The sequence below is a fragment of the Type-C symbiont of Plautia stali genome (genome assembly GCF_059730935.1).
In genome coordinates this window covers 316166-335145 of sequence record NZ_AP035923.1, presented here as the reverse complement: position 1 = coordinate 335145, position 18980 = coordinate 316166, and the positions used below count along the sequence as shown (strand labels likewise).

Below are 18980 nucleotides of genomic sequence, written 5' to 3'. Positions count from 1 at the left end.
CTGTTTACGATGAGCTGATGTGGCGTCGAATCATCTATCATCCGGAAGTTAACTATGCGCTGCGGCAAACGCTGGTGCTGTGCCTGCCTGTGGCGCTCGGCTGGCTGTTTGGCGATCTGCAAAAAGGGCTGCTGTTCTCCCTGGTGCCGGCCTGCTGCAACATCGCCGGTCTGGATACGCCACACAAGCGGTTCTTCAAACGGCTGATTGTCGGCGGCGCACTGTTCGCCAGCGGCAGTTTTCTGATTCAGTACCTCACGGCTTACGCTGTGCCGCTGCCGCTGATTCTGCTGGTGTTGCCGCTGCTGGTGGGCGTGACCGGTGAAATCAGCCCGCTGCATGGTCGTTTGCTGCCCGGCACGCTGATCGCCGCCATCTTTACCTTAAGCCTCGTCGGCCGTATGCCGATGTGGGTTCCGCCGCTGCTGTATATCGGCGGGACGCTGTGGTACGGGCTGTTTAACTGGTTCTGGTTCTGGCTGTGGAAAGAGCAGCCGATGCGCGAGACCCTCAGCCTGCTGTATCGCGAGCTGGCCGATTACTGCGACGCCAAATACACCCTGCTGACGCAGCTGACCGATCCGGAAAAAGCGCTGCCACCATTACTGGCGCGCCAGCAGAAAGCGGTCGATCTGATCACCACCTGCTACCAGCAGATGCATATGCTGTCCGCCAGCCGTGATAACAGCCATAAACGCCTGACGCGCGCCTTTCAGGTTGCGCTCGATCTGCAGGAGCATATCTCGGTCAGCCTGCACCAGCCGGAAGAGGTGCAAAAGCTGGTGGAGCAGAGCCACGCCGAGGCGGTGATCCGCTGGAACGCGAAAATCATTTCGGCACGGCTACGCGTGCTGGCCGATGCCATTCTCTATCACCAGCTGCCGGAACGCTTCCACATGGAAAAGCCGCTCGGCGCGCTGGAGAAAATTGCCCGGCAGCACCCGGATAATCCGGTCGGTAATTTCTGCCTCTACCATTTCAGCCGCATCGCCCGCGTGCTGCGCACGCAGAAGCCGCTGTACACCCGCGACCTGATGGCCGATCGCCAGCGACGCCTGCCGCTGTTGCCGGCGCTGCGCAGCTACCTGTCGCTGAAATCTGCCGCGCTGCGGACGGCGGCGCGCTTCGCCGTGATGCTGATGTTCGGCAGCGCGCTGGCGCTGTTCTTCAATATTCCCAAGCCTTACTGGATTCTGATGACCATCATGTTTGTCAGCCAGAACGGCTACAGCGCCACGCGCGTGCGCATTCAGCACCGGGCACTCGGCACCTTCGCCGGCTTGCTGATCGCCGCGGCGTCGCTGCGCTTTGCCGTACCGGAGTCGATTGCCCTGCTGACCATGCTGGTCATCACCCTCGCCAGCTATCTGATCACGCGTAAATATTATGGCTGGTCGATGATTGGCTTTACGGTGACGGCGGTGTATTCGCTGCAGCTGCTGTCGCTGAACGGCGCGCAGTTCCTGCTGCCGCGCATGATGGATACGCTGATGGGCTGCCTGATTGCCTTCGCCGGCATGATCTGGCTGTGGCCGCAGTGGCAGAGCGGGCTGCTGCGCAATAATGCGCATGATGCGCTGGAGGCTTATCAGGAGGCGCTGCGCCTGCTGCTCGGTCCGGAGCAGGCGCCGGAGAAGCTGGCGTATCAGCGCGTCAAGGTTAACCAGGCGCACAACGCGCTGTTTAACTCGCTCAACCAGGCGTCTACCGAACCGGGCTTTAACTTCCAGTATCTGAAAGATATGCGCCTGTGGGTGACTCACAGCCAGTTTATCGTCGAGCACATCAACGCCATGACCATTCTGGCGCGCGAGCACACCATGCTGACGCCAAAGCTGGCAGAGCGCTATTTGCAGTCCTGTGAAATTGCGCTGCAGCGCTGTCAGCAGCGGCTGGCTTACGACGGGCCGGGCAACGACAACAATATTCTGGAAGCGCCGGAGAATCTGAATGAGGGGCCGGTGACGATTGTCGAACAGCATGTGAAGCGCATTCTGCAGCACCTCAATGTGATGCACACCATTTCTTCACTGGCGTGGAGCCAGCGCCCGCATCACGGCCGCTGGCTCAGCGTGCTGAAGCCGAAAGGTTAGTTCAGGACTTTCGCGATCGCCCGGGCGAAGCGCGCCATGCCTTCTGCGATATCGGTCGGCTCAATCACCAGCGACGGCACAAAGCGAATCACATCGCTGCCGGCGGTCAGCACCATCAGGCCTTCAGCGGCGGAAGCGTTGAGGATATCGCGCGCTTTGCTGGCGTGCTGCGCGTTGAGTACGGCACCCAGCAGCAGCCCTTTGCCCCGAATTTCACTGAAGATGTCGAACTGCTGATTGATCTTCTGCAGCGCCGAGACAAACTGCTCACGGCGCGCGTCAACACCGTTCAGTACCTCGGGCGTATTGATGATATCCAGCGCGGTTTCGGCAATCGCACAGGCCAGCGGGTTGCCGCCGTAGGTGGTGCCGTGCACGCCTGGCGCCATCACCGAGGCGATTTCATGAGTGGTCAGCATCGCGCTCACCGGGAAACCGCCGCCCAGCGCTTTAGCGGTGGTGATGATATCTGGCTTGATACCATAGTGTTCGTAAGCAAACAGCTTACCGCTGCGGCCCATGCCGCTCTGCACTTCATCCAGCACCAGCAGCGCGTTGTGCTGATCGCACAGCGCACGCAATCCCTGCATGAATTCCGTCGTTGCCGGCATCACGCCGCCTTCCCCCTGAATCGGCTCCACCACAATCGCGCAGGTGTGGTCGTCAATCACCGCTTTCACCGCTGCCAGATCGTTAAACGGCACATGGACGATATCCGCCGGCTTCGGACCAAAGCCATCGGAGTATTTCGGCTGACCGCCCACCGAGACGGTGAACAGCGTGCGGCCGTGGAAGGCGTTGTGGAAAGCGATAATTTTGCTTTTGAACGGGCTGTGCTTTTTGCAGGCGTAGTAGCGCGCCAGTTTGAACGCCGCTTCGTTCGCTTCGGCACCGGAGTTACCGAAGAATACCCGCTCGGCGAAGGTCGCCGCGATCAGTTTACTGGCGAGGCGCAGTGCCGGCTCATTGGTGAACACGTTACTGGTGTGCCACAGGGTTTCGCCCTGACTTTTCAGCGTTTCCACCAGCGCCGGATGACAATGGCCAAGCGCGGTGACCGCGATACCACCGGAGAAGTCGATATACTCTTTGCCCTGTTGATCCCACACGCGGCTGCCTTTGCCTTTGACCGGCACAAACTGCGCAGGTGCATAAACAGGCAAAATAACGTTATCGAACGTTTCCCGGCTTACCGCTAGATTTTCCGCTGCCATTGATGACCTCATCGGGTTATTTGTTGAGCTGATGTGAAATTATAATCACAAAATATGCATAAAAAATCATGCAATGGCAAACGGAAGTTATGTATTGAGGAAATTCGCCAGCAGCTGATGTCCCTGCTCACTGAGAATGCTCTCCGGATGGAACTGCACGCCCTCGAGCGGCAGCGTACGATGGCGGAAGCCCATGATCTCATCGGCAACGCCGTCGCGCAGGCTCCAGGCGGTGACTTCAAACTCCGGCGGCAGCGTGTCGCGCGCCACAATCAGCGAGTGATAGCGCGTGACGGTTAGCGGATTATTCAGGTTGCGGAACACGCCCTGGCCGGTGTGCTGCACCGCAGAGGTTTTGCCGTGCATCACCTGGCGCGCGCGCACCACCTGCGCGCCGTAGGCCTGGGCGATGGCCTGATGGCCCAGGCATACCCCGAGAATAGGCAACCGTCCGGCAAAGTGGTGAATGGCTTCGAGCGAAATGCCGGACTGATCCGGCGTACAGGGGCCCGGCGAGATCACCAGATGACTCAGCGGCAGCGCTGTCATCTCTTCCAGCGTCATCGCATCGTTGCGCACCACGCGCACCTGCGCGCCCAGTTCACAAAAGTACTGGTAGAGATTCCAGGTAAAGGAGTCGTAGTTATCAATTAGCAGCAGCATACATTACAGATGAATTGAGTGGGTGCTGTCGGTGGACGACAAGCAAGAAAGGTCGCAAAAAAGCAATGTTACCACTTTCGACCTCAATCCCCGCTAGCTGTCAAAAAAGAATCTGATTACTCTCGCACCAGGTGCTAGATCTAACGGAGCTTTGATGACAATACACATGCAAAAAATAAAAAGCCCAGTCCTGGAGGCAATTCACAGTGCAGCAACAGGCCTGTTTGAAGCCGGAGCCCTGAATAAACAGAGCATGCGGGATTTTGACCAACGCTGTCTGGAAGAGGTTAAAGCGCTGGAGGCCGGAGATATCAAAGCGCTGCGCGAAAACCTTAACGTGAGTCAGCCCGTTTTTGCCCGCTACCTCAACACCAGCGTTTCCACGGTGCAGAAATGGGAGAGCGGAGTAAAACGCCCTGGAGGCATTTCACTCAAATTGCTCCACGTCGTGCAAAAACACGGGCTGGAAATATTACTTTAGCGGTGAGGCCGGGCTCACCACTTTCGCAAACTGCGCGTTGAGCGGCGCGAGATCGCCGCCGACGCCGGCGACGATGGCCTTGTGCCAGCTTTCAGGCTCCAGCGTATCCCAGTTCAGCAGATAGCCCGCGTGCAGCGCCAGCTGTTCGAAAAAGATGCGCTGTGCCCGCCCGTTACCGGCACGGAACGGATGCAGGACGTAGATTTCACAGTAGTAGTGCGCGATGCGTGCCACGAAGGTCTGCGGGTCGAGGTCGCACAGGCCCTCTTCCTCCTCCAGTGCGCTCATCAGCGCATTGCCCTCATTCTCGATGTACTCGCAGTGGCAATAGGGCGTGTCGTCGCGCCAGATGTCGATGGTACGCAGTTCGCCGGCCCAGCTGTAGATATCCTGAAACAGCGTGCGGTGAATATGACGCAGGTGCGGCAGGCCAGGCGTGGCCGGTCCGAGCGCCAGCGTGGCCAGCCGCGCCGCGCTGAATGCCAGCTCGGCTTTACGCAGCTGCGCCACGTCGTGAATTTCCAGCAGGTTTTTCAGCACGTCATCGTTGTGCCACAAATAGGGATCGCGCACCGCCAGGCTGTTATCCGCCATATTGCCTCCTCAGCGAGGCCAGACGATCGTCCGCCTGGGCGCTCTCGACGGCAGGTTCATTCAGCGTATAACCGGCCAGTTTGCAGCTGGCCTGATAATTGGCCGCACGGGTTTGCTGCCACAACGTGATTTTCTGTTTTTCGGTGAGTTTGCTGCTCATAGCGCCTCCGGCAAGCAGGATGTGCCCTAAGTATAAGAGCAAATTTCAGCTTTGCCGGAGCGCGGCAGACGGCGCCACCCAGGGGTGGCGCGCAGAGGGATTACGGCAGGACTTTCGCGGAAGTGATAACAATCGGTTTTGACGGCACATTCTGGTATGGCCCGACATCTTTGGTCGGCACCTGGGCGATCTTGTCGATCACATCCATGCCTTTCACTACTTTACCAAACACCGCATAGCCGAAGTCGCGCTGGCCATGGTCAAGAAAAGCGTTGTCCGCCACGTTCAGGAAGAACTGGCTGGTGGCACTGTCTTTCTCAGCGGTACGCGCCATGGAAATGGTGCCACGCAGGTTGCGCAGGCCGTTATCCGCTTCGTTTTTGATCGGCGCGTTGGTCTGCTTCTGCTGCATATCCGCCGTGAAGCCGCCGCCCTGAATCATGAAACCCGGGATCACACGATGGAAAATGGTGTTGTTGTAGAAGCCGTTATTCACGTAATCCACAAAGTTTTTTACTGAAACCGGGGCTTTCTGATTATCCAGTTCAAGTTCGATATTGCCCGCAGAGGTGGTGAGCAGCACGTGCGTATCCCCTTTCGCCGCCAGAGCCGAAGCAGATACAGAAGAGAGCGCTAACAGGGCAACCGCCGCTGTCAAAGTACGTTTAAGCATGAAAGATTCCTTACCTTGGAGAGCAAGCTCAAAAACGAGATTGATTGTAAAGAGCATGTAATACAAGAGCCAGCGTTTTACCTATATTTACGCTGATGTTGCTATCGTCATACTTTTCCCGTCGCGCAATCATTTGCGTGACGAAAATCACACTATTAATGAAATATTTCTCGCACGTTTCACTGCTTGTTTATTACGATCACAGATCAATTTACAATTCATGACACTTTTTGCCACGTCGGCGCATCACAGGTTCAGAACATGACAAACCGTAATCGCATTGGCCTTACCTGGATCAGCTTTTTCTCCTATGCGCTCACCGGCGCACTGGTGATCGTTACCGGTATGGTGCTGGATAATATTGCCCAGTATTTCCAGCTGCCCATCTCAGAGATGAGCAACACCTTCACTTTCCTAAACGCCGGTATTCTGGCGGCGGTGTTCCTGAACGCCTGGCTGATGGTGATTGTGCCACTCAAGCGCCAGCTGATCTTTGGCTTTGTGCTGATGATCCTCGCCGTGGCCGGGCTGATGACCAGCCATAACCTCACGGTGTTCTCGCTGTGCATGTTCGTGCTCGGCGTGGTCAGCGGTATCACCATGTCGATCGGCACCTTCCTGATTACCCATCTGTACGATGGTCGCCAGCGCGGTTCCCGTCTGCTGTTTACCGACTCGTTCTTTAGCATGGCCGGCACCATCTTCCCGATTATCGCGGGCATTCTGCTGGCGCGCGCGCTGCCGTGGTACTGGGTTTACGCCTGCATTGGCGTGATCTACGTGGCGATCTTCATCCTGACGCTGATGGTCGAGTTCCCGGTACTGAAGAGCGAAGCCGCGGTGCAGGGCGGCGAAAAAGAGAAGTGGGGCATCGGCGTGCTGTTCCTGTCGATCGCGGCACTGTGCTACATCCTCGGCCAGCTCGGCTTCATCTCCTGGGTGCCGGAATACGCCACCAAATCGATGGGCATGGATATCGCCGCCGCCGGTCAGCTGGTCGGTAACTTCTGGACCGCCTATATGGTCGGCATGTGGGCGTTCAGCTTCCTGCTGCGCTTCTTCGACCTGCAACGCATTCTGGTGGTGCTGGCGCTGCTGGCCACCGGCCTGATGTTCTGGTTCGTGAAAACCACCGATGCCAGCATGCTGCACTGGATCATTATGTCGCTTGGCTTCTTCTCCAGCGCCATTTACACCACCATCATCACGCTGGGCTCGCTGCAGACCAAAGCGTCATCGCCGAAGCTGGTGAACTTCATCCTCACCTGCGGCACCGTCGGCACCATGCTGACCTTCGTGGTCACCGGCCCGATCGTGGCGAAAGGCGGTGCCCACGCGGCGCTGTCCACCGCGAACGCGCTGTACGCGGTGGTGTTCGTGATGTGTGTGCTGCTCGGCTTTGTCACCAAACATCGCCAGCACGCTCACCAGACTGCCTGATCCCCGAGCGGCGCGAAGCCTCGCGCCGCTATTCCTCTTCCCGCTCCCTTAACGCCGGAACGTCACCGCTTCGCTAGCACCGAGATAAATTTCACTGCTTGCCGGCTGTGTGGCCGCCACCAGCACGCCCTTACGCAGCGAATAGCGCACCGGCACCTGACGGCGCAGCGCATCGAACCCGTTATCAGCAGGCAAAATAATCAGGCTGGCCGCGTTGCCCACCTGCACGCCATAATCCGCCAGCTGCATGGTTTTCGCACTGTTGTGCGTGATGAGTTGCAGACCGCTGTCGATCTGCTCATAGCCCATCAGCTGACAGACGTGCAGCCCCATATGCAGCACCTGCAGCATGCTGGCGGTGCCGAGCGGATACCAGGGATCGAACACATCATCATGGCCGAAGCAGACGTTGATACCCGCCTCAAGCAGCTCTTTCACCCGCGTCACGCCGCGCCGTTTCGGGTAGCTGTCAAAACGTCCCTGCAGATGAATATTCACCAGCGGATTGGCGACAAAGTTAATCTGCGACAGCTTCAGCAGGCGGAACAGCCGCGAGGTATACGCGTTATTGTACGAATGCATCGCCGTGGTGTGGCTGGCGGTGACGCGCGCGCCCATGCCCTCGCGGTGCGCCAGCGCCGCCACGGTCTCGACAAAGCGCGACTGCTCATCATCAATCTCGTCACAGTGCACGTCCACCAGCCGGTCATAGCGCTGCGCCAGCGCAAACGCCTTGTGCAGTGATTCGACGCCATATTCGCGGGTAAATTCATAATGTGGGATCGCGCCCACCACGTCGGCACCGAGGCGCAGCGCCTCTTCCAGCAGCGCTTCGCCGTTGGGATAAGAGAGAATGCCCTCCTGCGGAAAGGCCACGATCTGGATATCGATCCACGGCGCCATCTCCGCTTTCACCTCCAGCATCGCGGTTAATGCGGTCAGCGTGGGATCGGACACATCCACGTGGGTGCGCACGTGCTGAATGCCGTTGGCAATTTGCCACTTCAGCGTCTGCCGCGCGCGCTGTTTCACATCCTCATGGCTGAGCAGCGCCTTGCGTTCAGCCCAGCGCTCAATGCCTTCAAACAGCGTGCCGGACTGATTCCACGCCGGTTCGCCAGCGGTTTGCGTGGTGTCGAGATGAATATGCGGCTCGATAAACGGCGCGCTCGCCAGGCCACCGGCGGCATCCAGCGCATCCGGCTGGGCGGCCGTCTGCGGCGGCTGCGGAATGATGGCGCTGATGTTGCCGTGGCGAATTTCGATCTGCCATAAACCCGGTTGGCCTGCCAGGCGCAGGTTGTTTATCCACTTAAACGCTTGCTGGGTCATATCCTTCTCCGCTGAAAACGCAACATCTTAAGCTAGCACGAAAAACGACCGCGCCGCTGGCAACTTTTCTGCCGCCATTGGGTAATTTTCAACCAAATAAAAGACTTAGATAAAAACGCGTAAAATCAGCAACATACCTCTAAATGGGTATATAAAGCCGCAGTTGATGTACGTCAATAAGCGCCAGAAACAGCGCGCTAAGGTAGGCGCAGATCCCGCAAATTTTGAGGCAAGCATGAGCAAGCACAGTGTCGTTATTATTGGCAACGGCATGGTTGGCCACCGCTTTATCGAAGAACTGATCGACAAAGCCGCCCCTGAGCAGTTCGCGATAACCGTTTTCTGTGAAGAGCCCCGCGTCGCCTATGACCGCGTCCATCTCTCCGCCTATTTTTCCCACCACACCGCCGAAGAACTCTCACTGGTGCGCGAAGGCTACTACGAAAAGCATCAGGTCAATCTGCTGCTCGGCGAGCGCGCCATTACCCTCAACCGTGAGGAAAAGCTGATTCACTCCAACACCGGTCGTGCGGTGCATTACGACACGCTGATTCTGGCCACCGGTTCTTATCCGTGGATCCCGCCGATCGCCGGCGCGGAGGGCAGCGACTGCTTTGTCTATCGCACCATCGAAGATCTCAACGCCATTGAAGCCTGCGCGCGCCGCAGCAAACGCGGTGCGGTGATTGGCGGCGGTCTGCTCGGACTGGAAGCGGCGGGCGCGCTGAAAAATCTCGGCATTGAAACGCACGTGATTGAGTTTGCGCCGGTGCTGATGGCGGAACAACTGGATACGCAGGGCGGCGAACAGCTACGGCGTAAGATCGAACAGATGGGCGTGCAGGTCCATACCGGCAAAAATACCCGGCAGATTGTGCATCACGCTAAGGGCGGTAAAACGCTGGAGTTCGCCGATGGCAGCGCGCTCGACGTCGACTTCATCGTGTTCTCCACCGGCATTCGTCCGCAGGATAAGCTGGCGCAACAATGCGGCCTGGCGCTCGGCCAGCGCGGTGGCGTTGCCATCAACGATCGCTGCCAGACCAGCGATGCGGCGATCTACGCGATTGGGGAATGCGCCGCCTGGCAGGATCGGATTTACGGTCTGGTGGCGCCGGGCTACAAAATGGCGCAGGTCGCCAGCGATGCGCTGGTCGGGCGTGACAGCGTCTTTGCCGGTGCCGATATGAGCGCCAAACTCAAGCTGCTGGGCGTGGACGTCGGCGGCATTGGCGATGCGCACGGCCGCACGCCGGGCGCGCGCAGTTACATCTGGCTCGATGAACAGCAGCACGTGTATAAGCGCCTGATCGTCAGCGAAGACAACAAAACTCTGCTCGGCGCGGTGCTGGTGGGCGACACCAGCGACTACGGCAATCTGCTGCAGCTGGCGCTCAATCACATCGCCTTACCGGAAAACCCGGCGCTGCTGATTCTGCCGGCGGGCAGCGGCGAAAAACCGGCGCTGGGCGTCGATTCGCTGCCGGACAGCGCGCAAATCTGCTCCTGCTTTGACGTCAGCAAAGGCGATATCGTTAACGCGGTGCAGGCGGGTTGCCACACCGTGGCGGCGCTGAAAGCCGAAACCCGCGCCGGTACCGGCTGCGGCGGCTGTATCCCGTTGATTACGCAGGTGCTGAACGCTGAGCTGAGCCGTCAGGGCATCGAAGTCAATCATCACCTGTGCGAGCATTTCGCCTATTCGCGCCAGGAGCTGTATCACCTGATCCGCGTGGAGGAGATCAAGTCGTTTGACGCGCTGCTGGCGAAGTATGGCCAGGGTTACGGCTGTGAAGTGTGTAAACCGACCGTCGGATCGCTGCTGGCCTCCTGCTGGAACGAATACATCCTCAAGCCGCAGCATACGCCGCTTCAGGACAGCAACGATCTCTATCTCGGCAACATCCAGAAAGATGGTACCTACTCGGTGATTCCGCGCACCGCCGGCGGTGAAATCACGCCGCAGGGGCTGATGACGCTGGGCGAAGTGGCGCGGCAATACAACCTTTACACCAAAATCACCGGCTCACAGCGCATCGGCCTGTTTGGGGCGCAGCGCGACGACCTGCCGGCGATCTGGTCACAGCTGATTGCCGCCGGCTTTGAAACCGGACAGGCTTATGCCAAAGCGCTGCGCATGGCGAAAACCTGCGTCGGCAGCAGCTGGTGCCGCTATGGCGTTGGCGACAGCCTCGGCTTCGGCATTGAGCTGGAAAACCGCTACAAAGGCATCCGCACGCCGCACAAGATGAAGTTTGGCGTCTCTGGCTGCACCCGTGAATGCGCCGAAGCGCAGGGCAAAGATGTCGGCGTCATCGCCACCGAAAAAGGCTGGAACCTGTACGTGTGCGGCAACGGCGGCATGAAACCGCGCCACGCCGATCTGCTGGCGGCTGACCTCGACCGCGACACGCTGCTGCAGTATCTCGACCGCTTCATGATGTTTTACATCCGCACCGGCGACCGCCTGCAGCGCACTTCGCTGTGGCTGGAGAGCTTGGACGGCGGCATCGACTATCTGCGCAGCGTGATTATCGACGACCGGCTCGGCCTTAACGCGCAGCTGGAGCAGGAGCTGACGCGTCTGCGCGCTGACGTCCGCTGTGAATGGACCGCCACGGTTAACGACCCGCAGCAGCAGGCGCACTTTGCCACGTTTATTAACAGCCCGCAGCGCGACCCGCTGGTGCAGCACGTCAGTGAACGCGAGCAGCATCGCCCGGCGCGTCCGGCGGAGCGCATCGCTATTACCCTGATCGAGGAGGCTGACGCATGAGCCAGTGGTACACCGTGTGTGAACTCACACAAATCCTGCCCGCTACCGGCGTGTGCGCGCTGGTTAACGGCCAGCAGATCGCCATCTTTCGCCCGCGCGACGATGCGCAGCTGTACGCTCTGAGCAACATCGATCCGTTTGCTGAAGCCAGCGTGTTATCGCGCGGCCTGATCGCCGAACACCAGCACACGCTGTGGGTCGCCAGCCCACTGAAAAAACAGCGTTTTCGCCTGAGCGATGGCGTTTGTCTGGAAGATGACAGCCGCTCGGTGGCGAGCTATGCGGTGCGCGTCAGCAACGGCCAGGTCGAAGTCTGCGCCTGACAGAATTCCTTCACTTTATGAGACGTCACTATGTTTTCTGACACCCTGAACACCTGCGCCGCCAATGCGGCGCGCATTGTACGCACCGCGCAGCACAGCCCGCTGGCCTTCTGGATTGGATCGGCGATGGCCGGCGCTTACGTTGGCCTGGCGATCATCCTGATCTTCACCCTCGGCAACCTGGCGGACCCGGCGTATCGTCCACTGCTGATGGGCGCCACCTTCGGTATTGCCCTGACGCTGGTGATCATCGCCGGTTCCGAGCTGTTTACCGGTCATACCATGTTCCTCACCGTGGGCGTCAAAGCCGGCACCATCAGCCACGGCCAGATGTGGTGCGTGCTGCCGCAAACCTGGCTGGGCAACCTGATCGGCTCAGTGTTTGTCGCCCTGCTCTACTACTACGCCGCTGGTGCGCTGCTGCCGAACGCCGGCTCGCTGATCCACAGCGTAGCGCTGGCAAAAACCACGCAGACGGCGATGGCGCTGTTCTTTAAAGGCGCGCTGTGCAACTGGCTGGTGTGTCTGGCGATCTGGATGGCGGTGCGCAGCGAAGGGGCCGCGAAGTTCATCGCTATCTGGTGGTGCCTGCTGGCGTTTATCGCCTCCGGTTACGAGCACTCCATCGCCAACATGACGGTATTTGCGCTGTCGTGGTTTGGTCAGCACAGCGCCGACCTGACGCTGCGCGGCATCGGCCACAACCTGCTGTGGGTGACGCTCGGCAATATGTTCTCTGGCATGGTGCTGATGGGCCTCGGCTACTGGTATGCCACGCCGCAGGCGCAGCGCCCGCAGACGCAAGCCCAGGCTTCGCCGCTGAAATCGGTATAATCCCTTCCACAGCCCGCACCGTGCGGGCTTTTTTTCAGGATTCGTTATGGATTACTTTCCGCTGTTTTGTCGGCTGCAAGGCAAGCGTTGTTTACTGGTTGGCGCAGGCGATGTGGCTGAACGCAAAGCGCGTTTGCTGCTGGAGGCCGGCGCAGAGCTGTACGTCGGCGCGCGGGATTTTTCTCCGGCGTTTCAGCTGTGGGCTCAACAGGGAAAAGTGACGTTACTGCACGGCGCATTCACCGATGACTGGCTGGATGAATGCTGGCTGGCGATTGCGGCTACCAACGATGATGCCGTCAATCAGCAGGTGGCTGACGCCGCCGAACAGCGCCGCCTCTTCTGTAACCTGGTGGATGCGCCACAGCAGGCCAGCGCCATTATGCCGTCGATCGTCGACCGCTCGCCGCTGATGATCGCCGTCTCTTCCGGTGGCCGCGCGCCGGTGCTGGCGCGTCTGCTACGCGAGAAGCTGGAGGCAATGCTGCCCCAGCATCTCGGCGAACTGGCTGCGCTGGCGGGCTCACTGCGCGAGCGCGTGAAGCAGCATTTTAGCGCCATGGCACCACGCCGCGCCTTCTGGGAGCGCTTCTTTGCCAGCGATCGGCTGGCCCAAACGCTGGCCAACGGCGATCGGGCACGCGCTGCCGCACAGGTCGATGCCTTGTTTGCGGCGCCGCTGACGCAGCAGGGCGAAGTCGTGCTGGTCGGCGCCGGGCCGGGTGATGCCGGTCTGCTGACGCTGAAAGGGTTGCAGGCTATCCAGCAGGCTGATGTGGTGGTGTATGACCGGCTGGTGTCGGAGCCGATTCTTAATCTGGTGCGGCGCGATGCCGAACGCCTCTTCGTGGGTAAACAGGCGGGTCATCACTGCGTGCCGCAGGAACAAATCAACCAGCTGCTGCTGGAGCAGGCGCAGCGCGGCAAGCGTGTGGTGCGTCTCAAAGGCGGCGATCCCTTTATTTTTGGCCGCGGCGGCGAAGAGCTGGAGGTGCTGGCGCAGCATAACATCCCGTTCAGCGTGGTGCCGGGCATCACCGCCGCCTCCGGCTGTGCCGCCTACAGCGGTATTCCCCTCACCCACCGCGACCATGCCCAGAGCGTGCGCTTCGTCACCGGCCATCTGCAGCAGCACGGCGAAATGGAGTGGGGCAAACTGGCGGCGGAGCAGCAGACTCTGGTGTTTTATATGGGCCTCAGCCAGGCGGCCGACATTCAGCAGCAGCTGTTACGGCACGGGATGGACGCAGCGATGCCGGTGGCTATCGTGCAGCACGGCACCACGCCACAGCAGCGCGTCGCCTGCGCCACGCTGCAGGAGCTGGCGACGCTGGCACAGCAGTTTGCCAGTCCGGCGCTGATCATTGTGGGCCACGTGGTCAGCCTGCGCACGCAGCTGCGCTGGTTCTGATGCGGTAAAATACTGTACAGCGCTGCGCTTTGCCGCCAGACTGAGCAGCCAAATCAATCACAAGGAGTTTCCATGCGCATTATTTCTCTGGCCGCGGCGCTGCTGATGCCGCTGAGCGTGGCGGTGAGTGCCGCCCCGGTAACGTGGTCATCGGTCACGGGCGAATGGCAGGTGGTTGCCGTGACGCCGAAAAAGGAGAACGGCCAGATTTACATCAAAAACGATCCGCAGTTTATGGGCGCGCGCGTGGCGTTTAAACCCAATGCGATCAGCTGGACGCGCGGCACTGCCGAACGCGGCATCAATCCGGCGACCGACAATTGCCAGGGAAAACCGCGCCTGAGCGCCGCCAGCGGGGCCGGACAGGATCGTGATTTCAGCTTTCGCTATGGCTTCAACGTGCACTGTGGCAATCAGGCGTGGGGACCGGCACCGGGCGCGGTACTGAGCGTGCTGGCCGACGGCAATGCGCGGCTATTCTGGGATGGCGCAGAGCTGACGCTGCATCGGGTGAAGTAAAGCCTGCGGGGCGCGTTGTGCTGCGCCCCGGCAAACCGGCTTATGGCTGCGCCACGAAGCCTACGGCGTCATACACTTTCTTCAGCGTTTCCTGGGCATGCGCACGGGCTTTCGCTGCGCCATCGCGCATTACCTGGTTGAGGAACGCTTCGTCATTGCGGAAACGATGATAACGCTCCTGCAGCTCAGTCAGCATCTCAGACACAGCATCTGCCACCGCGCCTTTCAGGTGACCATACATTTTGCCTTCGAACTCCTGCTCCAGCTGCGCAATCGACTTACCGGTCACGCCTGACAGGATATCCAGCAGGTTAGACACGCCCGCTTTCTCTTTGATGTCGTAGCGCACCACCGGCGGCTCTTCCGAGTCGGTCACTGCGCGCTTAATCTTCTTCACCACCGATTTGGTGTCTTCCAGCAGACCAATCACGTTGTTGCGGTTGTCATCGGATTTCGACATCTTCTTCGTCGGCTCCAGCAGTGACATCACGCGCGCGCCGGACTTCGGAATAAACGGCTCAGGAATTTTAAACACGTCGCCGTACAGGGCATTGAAGCGCGCGGCGATATCGCGGCTCAGCTCAAGGTGCTGCTTCTGATCTTCGCCGACCGGTACCTGGTTAGTCTGATACAGCAGAATATCGGCCGCCATCAGCACCGGATAATCGAACAGACCGGCGTTGATGTTCTCTTCGTAACGTGCCGATTTGTCCTTGAACTGCGTCATGCGGCTCAGTTCGCCGAAGTAGGCGTAGCAGTTCAGCACCCAGCTCAGCTGCGCGTGCTCCGGTACGTGCGACTGCACGAAGATGGTGCTTTTTTCCGGATCGATACCGCAGGCAAGGTACAGCGCCAGCGTATCCAGCGTGGCTTTGCGCAGCGCGGCCGGGTCCTGACGAACGGTGATGGCGTGCAGATCGACGATGCAGTAAATGCAGTGGAAATCATCCTGCATCTGCACCCACTGACGTAGCGCACCCATGTAGTTGCCAATGGTCAGTTCACCGGAAGGCTGGGCGCCGCTGAAAACGATGGGTTTGCTCATGTTATGTCCTGATAATCACAGCCCGAGAACGGGCAAAAGTTCGCTAAAAGTATCGAGAGTTAAATCGGGCTGGCTGGTGGCAATCGGCTCACCGTAGTTGTAGCCGAAGGTCATCGCAACGTTTGGCACGCCCGCCGCCTGGGCAGCGAGAATATCATTGCGCGAATCACCGACAAACAGCAATTGTCCTGGAAGCACGCCGAAACGGCCGAGAACGAGGAAAATCGCCGCCGGATGTGGTTTTTTCACCACTACATCGTCGCCGCCGATGATCAGAGAAAAGTAGTCGGCAATGCCGAGCGACTGCAGCAGCGGAGCAACAAACGGTGTGGGTTTGTTGGTGACGATGGCCAGCGGCAGACCGCTGGCATGCAGCGCAGCCAGCGTCTCCTGCACCTGTGGAAACAGCGTACTGCCGGCTTCCACCGTTGCGGCGTAATGTTTGTCGAACAGCGCACGCGCGTCGCGCTGCTCGTCGGCCTGTGGCTCACGGCCCAGCGCCCAGCTGAGCGCCCGCGCCATCATGATGTCCGCACCGTTGCCAATCCAGGTCGAGACGCGCTCAACGCCCGCGGGCGGCAGCTGCAAATCGGCCAGCGCCAGATCGATCGCCTGTGCCAGGCCTGGCGCGCTGTGCACCAGCGTGCCATCGAGATCGAACGCCAGCGCGCGGATATCAGTGAAATGAGCCATTAACTTTCTCCAGTTCGCTGCGCATCTCATCGATCACCTTCTTGTAATCCGGATGACCGAAGATCGCCGAGCCGGCAACAAACATATCAGCCCCGGCCGCCGCGATCTGACCGATGTTATCGATCTTCACGCCGCCATCCACTTCCAGACGGATTTGGTAACCGCTCTGGTCAATGCGACGACGCGCTTCGCGCAGTTTATCCAGCGTGCCCGGAATAAAGGACTGGCCGCCGAAGCCTGGGTTGACCGACATCAGCAGAATGATGTCGAGCTTATCCATCACGTAATCGAGATAGCTGAGCGGCGTTGCCGGATTGAACACCAGACCGGCTTTACAGCCGTGCTCTTTGATCAGCTGCAGCGTACGGTCAACGTGCTCGCTGGCTTCGGGATGGAAAGTAATGAAGCTGGCACCCGCTTTGGCGAATTCCGGGATCAGCGCATCGACCGGCTTGACCATCAGATGCACATCGATGGGCGCGGTGATGCCGTAATCGCGCAGCGCTTTCAGCACCATTGGCCCCATGGTCAGATTGGGAACATAGTGGTTATCCATCACATCGAAATGCACCACGTCGCCACCGGCTTCCAGCGCTTTAGCGGTATCTTCGCCCAGGCGGGCAAAATCAGCGGCAAGGATTGATGGGGCCAGTAAAAATTGTTTCATCCGAATCTCCCAATTTTGTGCGCCAGCCGGAGCTGGCGTGATGCGTTGGTCGCGGACGAAACAGGCTAGCGGAAAAGCGCCAGCAGTTCGTCAACCTGAGTGCGACCACTTATGCTTCGGCTGATGGAACGCCGGGCTTTAACTACGTGTAAATCCGCATGCTGATACCACTCGCGCGTCAGCAGGGTATCGTGGTTTGAAATCAGTACCGGGATGCGGCTCTCCTGCGCCAGCTTACTGGCCAGTTCCGCCAGATGCTGCTGCTCACGCAGGCTAAAGCTGTTGGTGTGGTAAGCGGTAAAATTAGCCGTCGCCGACAGCGGCGCGTACGGCGGATCGCAATAAACCACTGAGCCTGCAGGGGCGTTGCCCAGAGTAACATCGTACGATTCACAGACAAAGGTGGCTTTTTGCGCGCGCTCGGCGAACCATAACAGTTCGGCTTCCGGGAAGTACGGCTTACGATAGCGACCAAAGGGCACATTAAATTCACCGCGCAGGTTGTAACGGCACAGGCCGTTGTAACCGTGGCGGTTGAGATAAAGAAACAGCACGGCGCGCTGATAGGTATCCGTGCTGGCGTTGAACGCCGTACGCTGGGCGTAATAGGTTTCCGCCGTATTGCCGCTGGCGCTGAACAGCTGGCGCGCGTCTTCAATAAACGAGGCGGTGCGCGTTTTGACGATATTGTAGAGATTGATCAGATCACCGTTGATGTCCGCCAGGTGATAACGGTCATAATCGGTGTTGAGGAATACGGAACCGGCGCCGACAAAAGGTTCGATTAAACAATCACCTTGTGGCAGATGACGACGGATATCGTCAAGCAGCGGGTATTTCCCTCCGGCCCATTTCAGGAAAGCGCGATTTTTCTTCATGCTGTCGTGGCTATTACATCTTAATTATTGGCTGTGGCGAAACCGACAGCAGATCTGCGCTTAGAACGGGGCCGCAGCGCAGCAGCGCGGCCCCACATCACTTACTGGCTCTCTTTCTTCACCTGGCTGAGCGGTTTAACCCACGGGTTCGCCGCACGCACTTCCGCCGGCAGTGAAGCTACCGCACGTTTGGCTTCGGCCGGTGTGGCATAAGCGCCGCTCACCAGCACGTACCACGGCTGGCCGTTACGCGTGGTTTTATACACGTGATAACCGCTCAGATTCTGTTTCTTCGCCCAGGCGTTCAGGCTCGCTTCTTTCGACGCACCGCTCAGCTGCAGCGTGTAGTTGCCGCCCGATGGCAGCGACTTGCTGGCACCGCCACTGCTGGCCGGTGCGCTGTTGTGCGCGGTGGTGGTGTGCGTTTTGTTCTCTTTCACTGCGGCCGGTTTGCTGGCAGCCGGGGTTTTGTGGCTGCTACTGCTGGCACCGAGGCTGCGCGGTGGCGTCTCAGCGCGTACCGCCGGCGGCGTGACCGCTTTGCCAGCGCTGCCGCTGACCGTTGCCGGTGCGGTAGGCAGCGAACTGTTGCCCTGTGCGCCCTGCGCCGCGGCATCAACGGAACCCTGCTGATTATTCAGCGCGGTATTGAGATCGCCCGGCAGCGTTACGCGCTGCTGGTTGGCCGGTGTGTCAACCGGTGCTGCCTGAGTCGGCGTGGAGGAGACAGACGGCATGGAGATTGACTGGCCGTCACTGCCGGCGGGTGCGGCGTTACCGGCGGTATTCTGCGGCGCACTGCCCTCAGCCGACGGCGTGGCATTCTGCTGGCCGCTCATAGTGGTCGAACCTGACAGGTCGATATTCTTTTCACTGCCGCCGCCAGCCGGTGCCGCGCTACCGGTGCTGGCGCTGTTGCTGGCCGGTTTCTTCTCGTCCGGGCCGGTCAGCGCGGAGCCAATGCCCAGCACCAGAATCAGCAGCACCAGAATGCCGATGCCCATCATCATATGCTGACGGGAAACCGGTACTTTCGCTTTCGGCGCAGAAGACGATTTGCGAGGCCGCGTGGGACGGCGGTCACTGGCGTCAGGTTTTAACTCGTCTTCCGGTTTGAACTCATCCATTTAGCCTCCTCCGTAAAACGGCACGCTTCCCACGTGCCGCATCACTGCTCACTGTTC

19 protein-coding genes are annotated in these 18980 nt (G+C 59.4%); 8 read left to right on the top strand and 11 right to left on the bottom strand.

Annotation, left to right across the window (positions count from 1 at the left end):
* Positions 1 to 17: 17 nt before the first annotated feature.
* A complete protein-coding gene (locus tag AC6I7J_RS01470) occupies positions 18 to 2093 on the top strand; it encodes a YccS/YhfK family putative transporter (RefSeq protein WP_498006601.1) in 2076 nt (691 codons plus the stop codon).
* Here the strand turns inward: AC6I7J_RS01470 and argD are convergent.
* Together argD and AC6I7J_RS01460 are read right to left on the bottom strand one after the other, a co-directional pair.
* A complete protein-coding gene (argD, locus tag AC6I7J_RS01465) occupies positions 2090 to 3307 on the bottom strand; it encodes a bifunctional acetylornithine/succinyldiaminopimelate transaminase (RefSeq protein ID WP_058780170.1) in 1218 nt (405 codons plus the stop codon). The genes AC6I7J_RS01470 and argD overlap by 4 nt on opposite strands.
* 87 nt (positions 3308 to 3394) lie before the next feature.
* Positions 3395 to 3970: an aminodeoxychorismate synthase component II gene (locus AC6I7J_RS01460; protein ID WP_498006599.1), complete on the bottom strand. Its 576-nt coding sequence runs from the start codon at positions 3968 to 3970 to the stop codon at positions 3395 to 3397.
* A 154-nt stretch (positions 3971 to 4124) separates the two neighbouring features.
* Here AC6I7J_RS01460 and AC6I7J_RS01455 point away from each other — a divergent pair, with 154 nt between their 5' ends.
* Entirely contained in the window at positions 4125 to 4451 is a 327-nt protein-coding gene (locus tag AC6I7J_RS01455; protein WP_498006597.1) for a helix-turn-helix domain-containing protein, read from the top strand.
* On the opposite strand, the gene AC6I7J_RS01450 is transcribed toward AC6I7J_RS01455, so the two are convergent.
* The 3 genes from AC6I7J_RS01450 to ppiA all read right to left on the bottom strand — a co-directional run bounded on the left by AC6I7J_RS01450 (position 4443) and on the right by ppiA (position 5878).
* Entirely contained in the window at positions 4443 to 5045 is a 603-nt protein-coding gene (locus AC6I7J_RS01450) for a putative adenosine monophosphate-protein transferase Fic (RefSeq protein ID WP_166711855.1), read from the bottom strand. The genes AC6I7J_RS01455 and AC6I7J_RS01450 overlap by 9 nt on opposite strands.
* The gene (locus tag AC6I7J_RS01445; protein WP_021507436.1) at positions 5035 to 5205 is read right to left on the bottom strand and encodes a YhfG family protein; all 171 of its coding nucleotides are present in this window, start codon (positions 5203 to 5205) and stop codon (positions 5035 to 5037) included. Before AC6I7J_RS01445 ends, AC6I7J_RS01450 begins: the two co-directional genes overlap by 11 nt.
* A gap of 100 nt (positions 5206 to 5305) precedes the next feature.
* Entirely contained in the window at positions 5306 to 5878 is a 573-nt protein-coding gene (gene ppiA / locus AC6I7J_RS01440) for a peptidylprolyl isomerase A (protein WP_021507435.1), read from the bottom strand.
* 261 nt (positions 5879 to 6139) lie between these two features.
* Here ppiA and tsgA point away from each other — a divergent pair, with 261 nt between their 5' ends.
* Positions 6140 to 7318 carry an MFS transporter TsgA gene (gene tsgA / locus AC6I7J_RS01435; RefSeq protein ID WP_021507434.1) on the top strand — a complete coding sequence of 393 codons (1179 nt, stop codon included), beginning with the start codon at positions 6140 to 6142 and terminating at the stop codon, positions 7316 to 7318.
* Positions 7319 to 7366: 48 nt separating this feature from the next.
* On the opposite strand, the gene AC6I7J_RS01430 is transcribed toward tsgA, so the two are convergent.
* A complete protein-coding gene (locus AC6I7J_RS01430) occupies positions 7367 to 8650 on the bottom strand; it encodes a cytosine deaminase (RefSeq protein WP_141496736.1) in 1284 nt (427 codons plus the stop codon).
* Between the two features lie 235 nt (positions 8651 to 8885).
* On the opposite strand from AC6I7J_RS01430, the gene nirB reads away from it, so the two are divergent.
* From nirB to AC6I7J_RS01405, 5 genes are all read left to right on the top strand, one after another.
* Positions 8886 to 11426, top strand: coding sequence for a nitrite reductase large subunit NirB (gene nirB / locus AC6I7J_RS01425; RefSeq protein ID WP_346818574.1), 2541 nt, complete (start codon positions 8886 to 8888; stop codon positions 11424 to 11426).
* The gene (nirD, locus tag AC6I7J_RS01420; RefSeq protein ID WP_058759297.1) at positions 11423 to 11749 is read left to right on the top strand and encodes a nitrite reductase small subunit NirD; all 327 of its coding nucleotides are present in this window, start codon (positions 11423 to 11425) and stop codon (positions 11747 to 11749) included. The genes nirB and nirD overlap by 4 nt, the downstream gene beginning before the upstream one ends.
* Positions 11750 to 11779: 30 nt before the next feature.
* Entirely contained in the window at positions 11780 to 12583 is an 804-nt protein-coding gene (gene nirC / locus AC6I7J_RS01415) for a nitrite transporter NirC (RefSeq protein WP_021507430.1), read from the top strand.
* Between the two features lie 46 nt (positions 12584 to 12629).
* Positions 12630 to 13994: a siroheme synthase CysG gene (gene cysG / locus AC6I7J_RS01410; RefSeq protein ID WP_480310372.1), complete on the top strand. Its 1365-nt coding sequence runs from the start codon at positions 12630 to 12632 to the stop codon at positions 13992 to 13994.
* Between the two features lie 72 nt (positions 13995 to 14066).
* Positions 14067 to 14513 (top strand): hypothetical protein, encoded by a 447-nt coding sequence (locus AC6I7J_RS01405; RefSeq protein WP_058780174.1) that lies wholly within the window; start codon positions 14067 to 14069, stop codon positions 14511 to 14513.
* 40 nt (positions 14514 to 14553) lie between these two features.
* Here the strand turns inward: AC6I7J_RS01405 and trpS are convergent, their stop codons facing one another.
* The 5 genes from trpS to AC6I7J_RS01380 form a co-directional block, all read right to left on the bottom strand.
* On the bottom strand, positions 14554 to 15558 hold the full coding sequence (gene trpS, locus AC6I7J_RS01400; RefSeq protein WP_058770971.1) for a tryptophan--tRNA ligase: 1005 nt from the start codon (positions 15556 to 15558) through the stop codon (positions 14554 to 14556).
* Positions 15559 to 15573: 15 nt separating this feature from the next.
* Positions 15574 to 16251: a phosphoglycolate phosphatase gene (locus tag AC6I7J_RS01395; RefSeq protein ID WP_021507426.1), complete on the bottom strand. Its 678-nt coding sequence runs from the start codon at positions 16249 to 16251 to the stop codon at positions 15574 to 15576.
* Positions 16235 to 16918: a ribulose-phosphate 3-epimerase gene (gene rpe / locus AC6I7J_RS01390; RefSeq protein WP_021507425.1), complete on the bottom strand. Its 684-nt coding sequence runs from the start codon at positions 16916 to 16918 to the stop codon at positions 16235 to 16237. The genes AC6I7J_RS01395 and rpe overlap by 17 nt, the downstream gene beginning before the upstream one ends.
* 65 nt (positions 16919 to 16983) lie before the next feature.
* Positions 16984 to 17796, bottom strand: a complete 813-nt coding sequence (dam, locus tag AC6I7J_RS01385; RefSeq protein WP_021507424.1) for an adenine-specific DNA-methyltransferase — start codon at positions 17794 to 17796, stop codon at positions 16984 to 16986.
* A 101-nt stretch (positions 17797 to 17897) separates the two neighbouring features.
* Positions 17898 to 18923, bottom strand: coding sequence for an SPOR domain-containing protein (locus tag AC6I7J_RS01380; RefSeq protein ID WP_498006593.1), 1026 nt, complete (start codon positions 18921 to 18923; stop codon positions 17898 to 17900).
* Between the last annotated feature and the right edge of the window lie 57 nt (positions 18924 to 18980).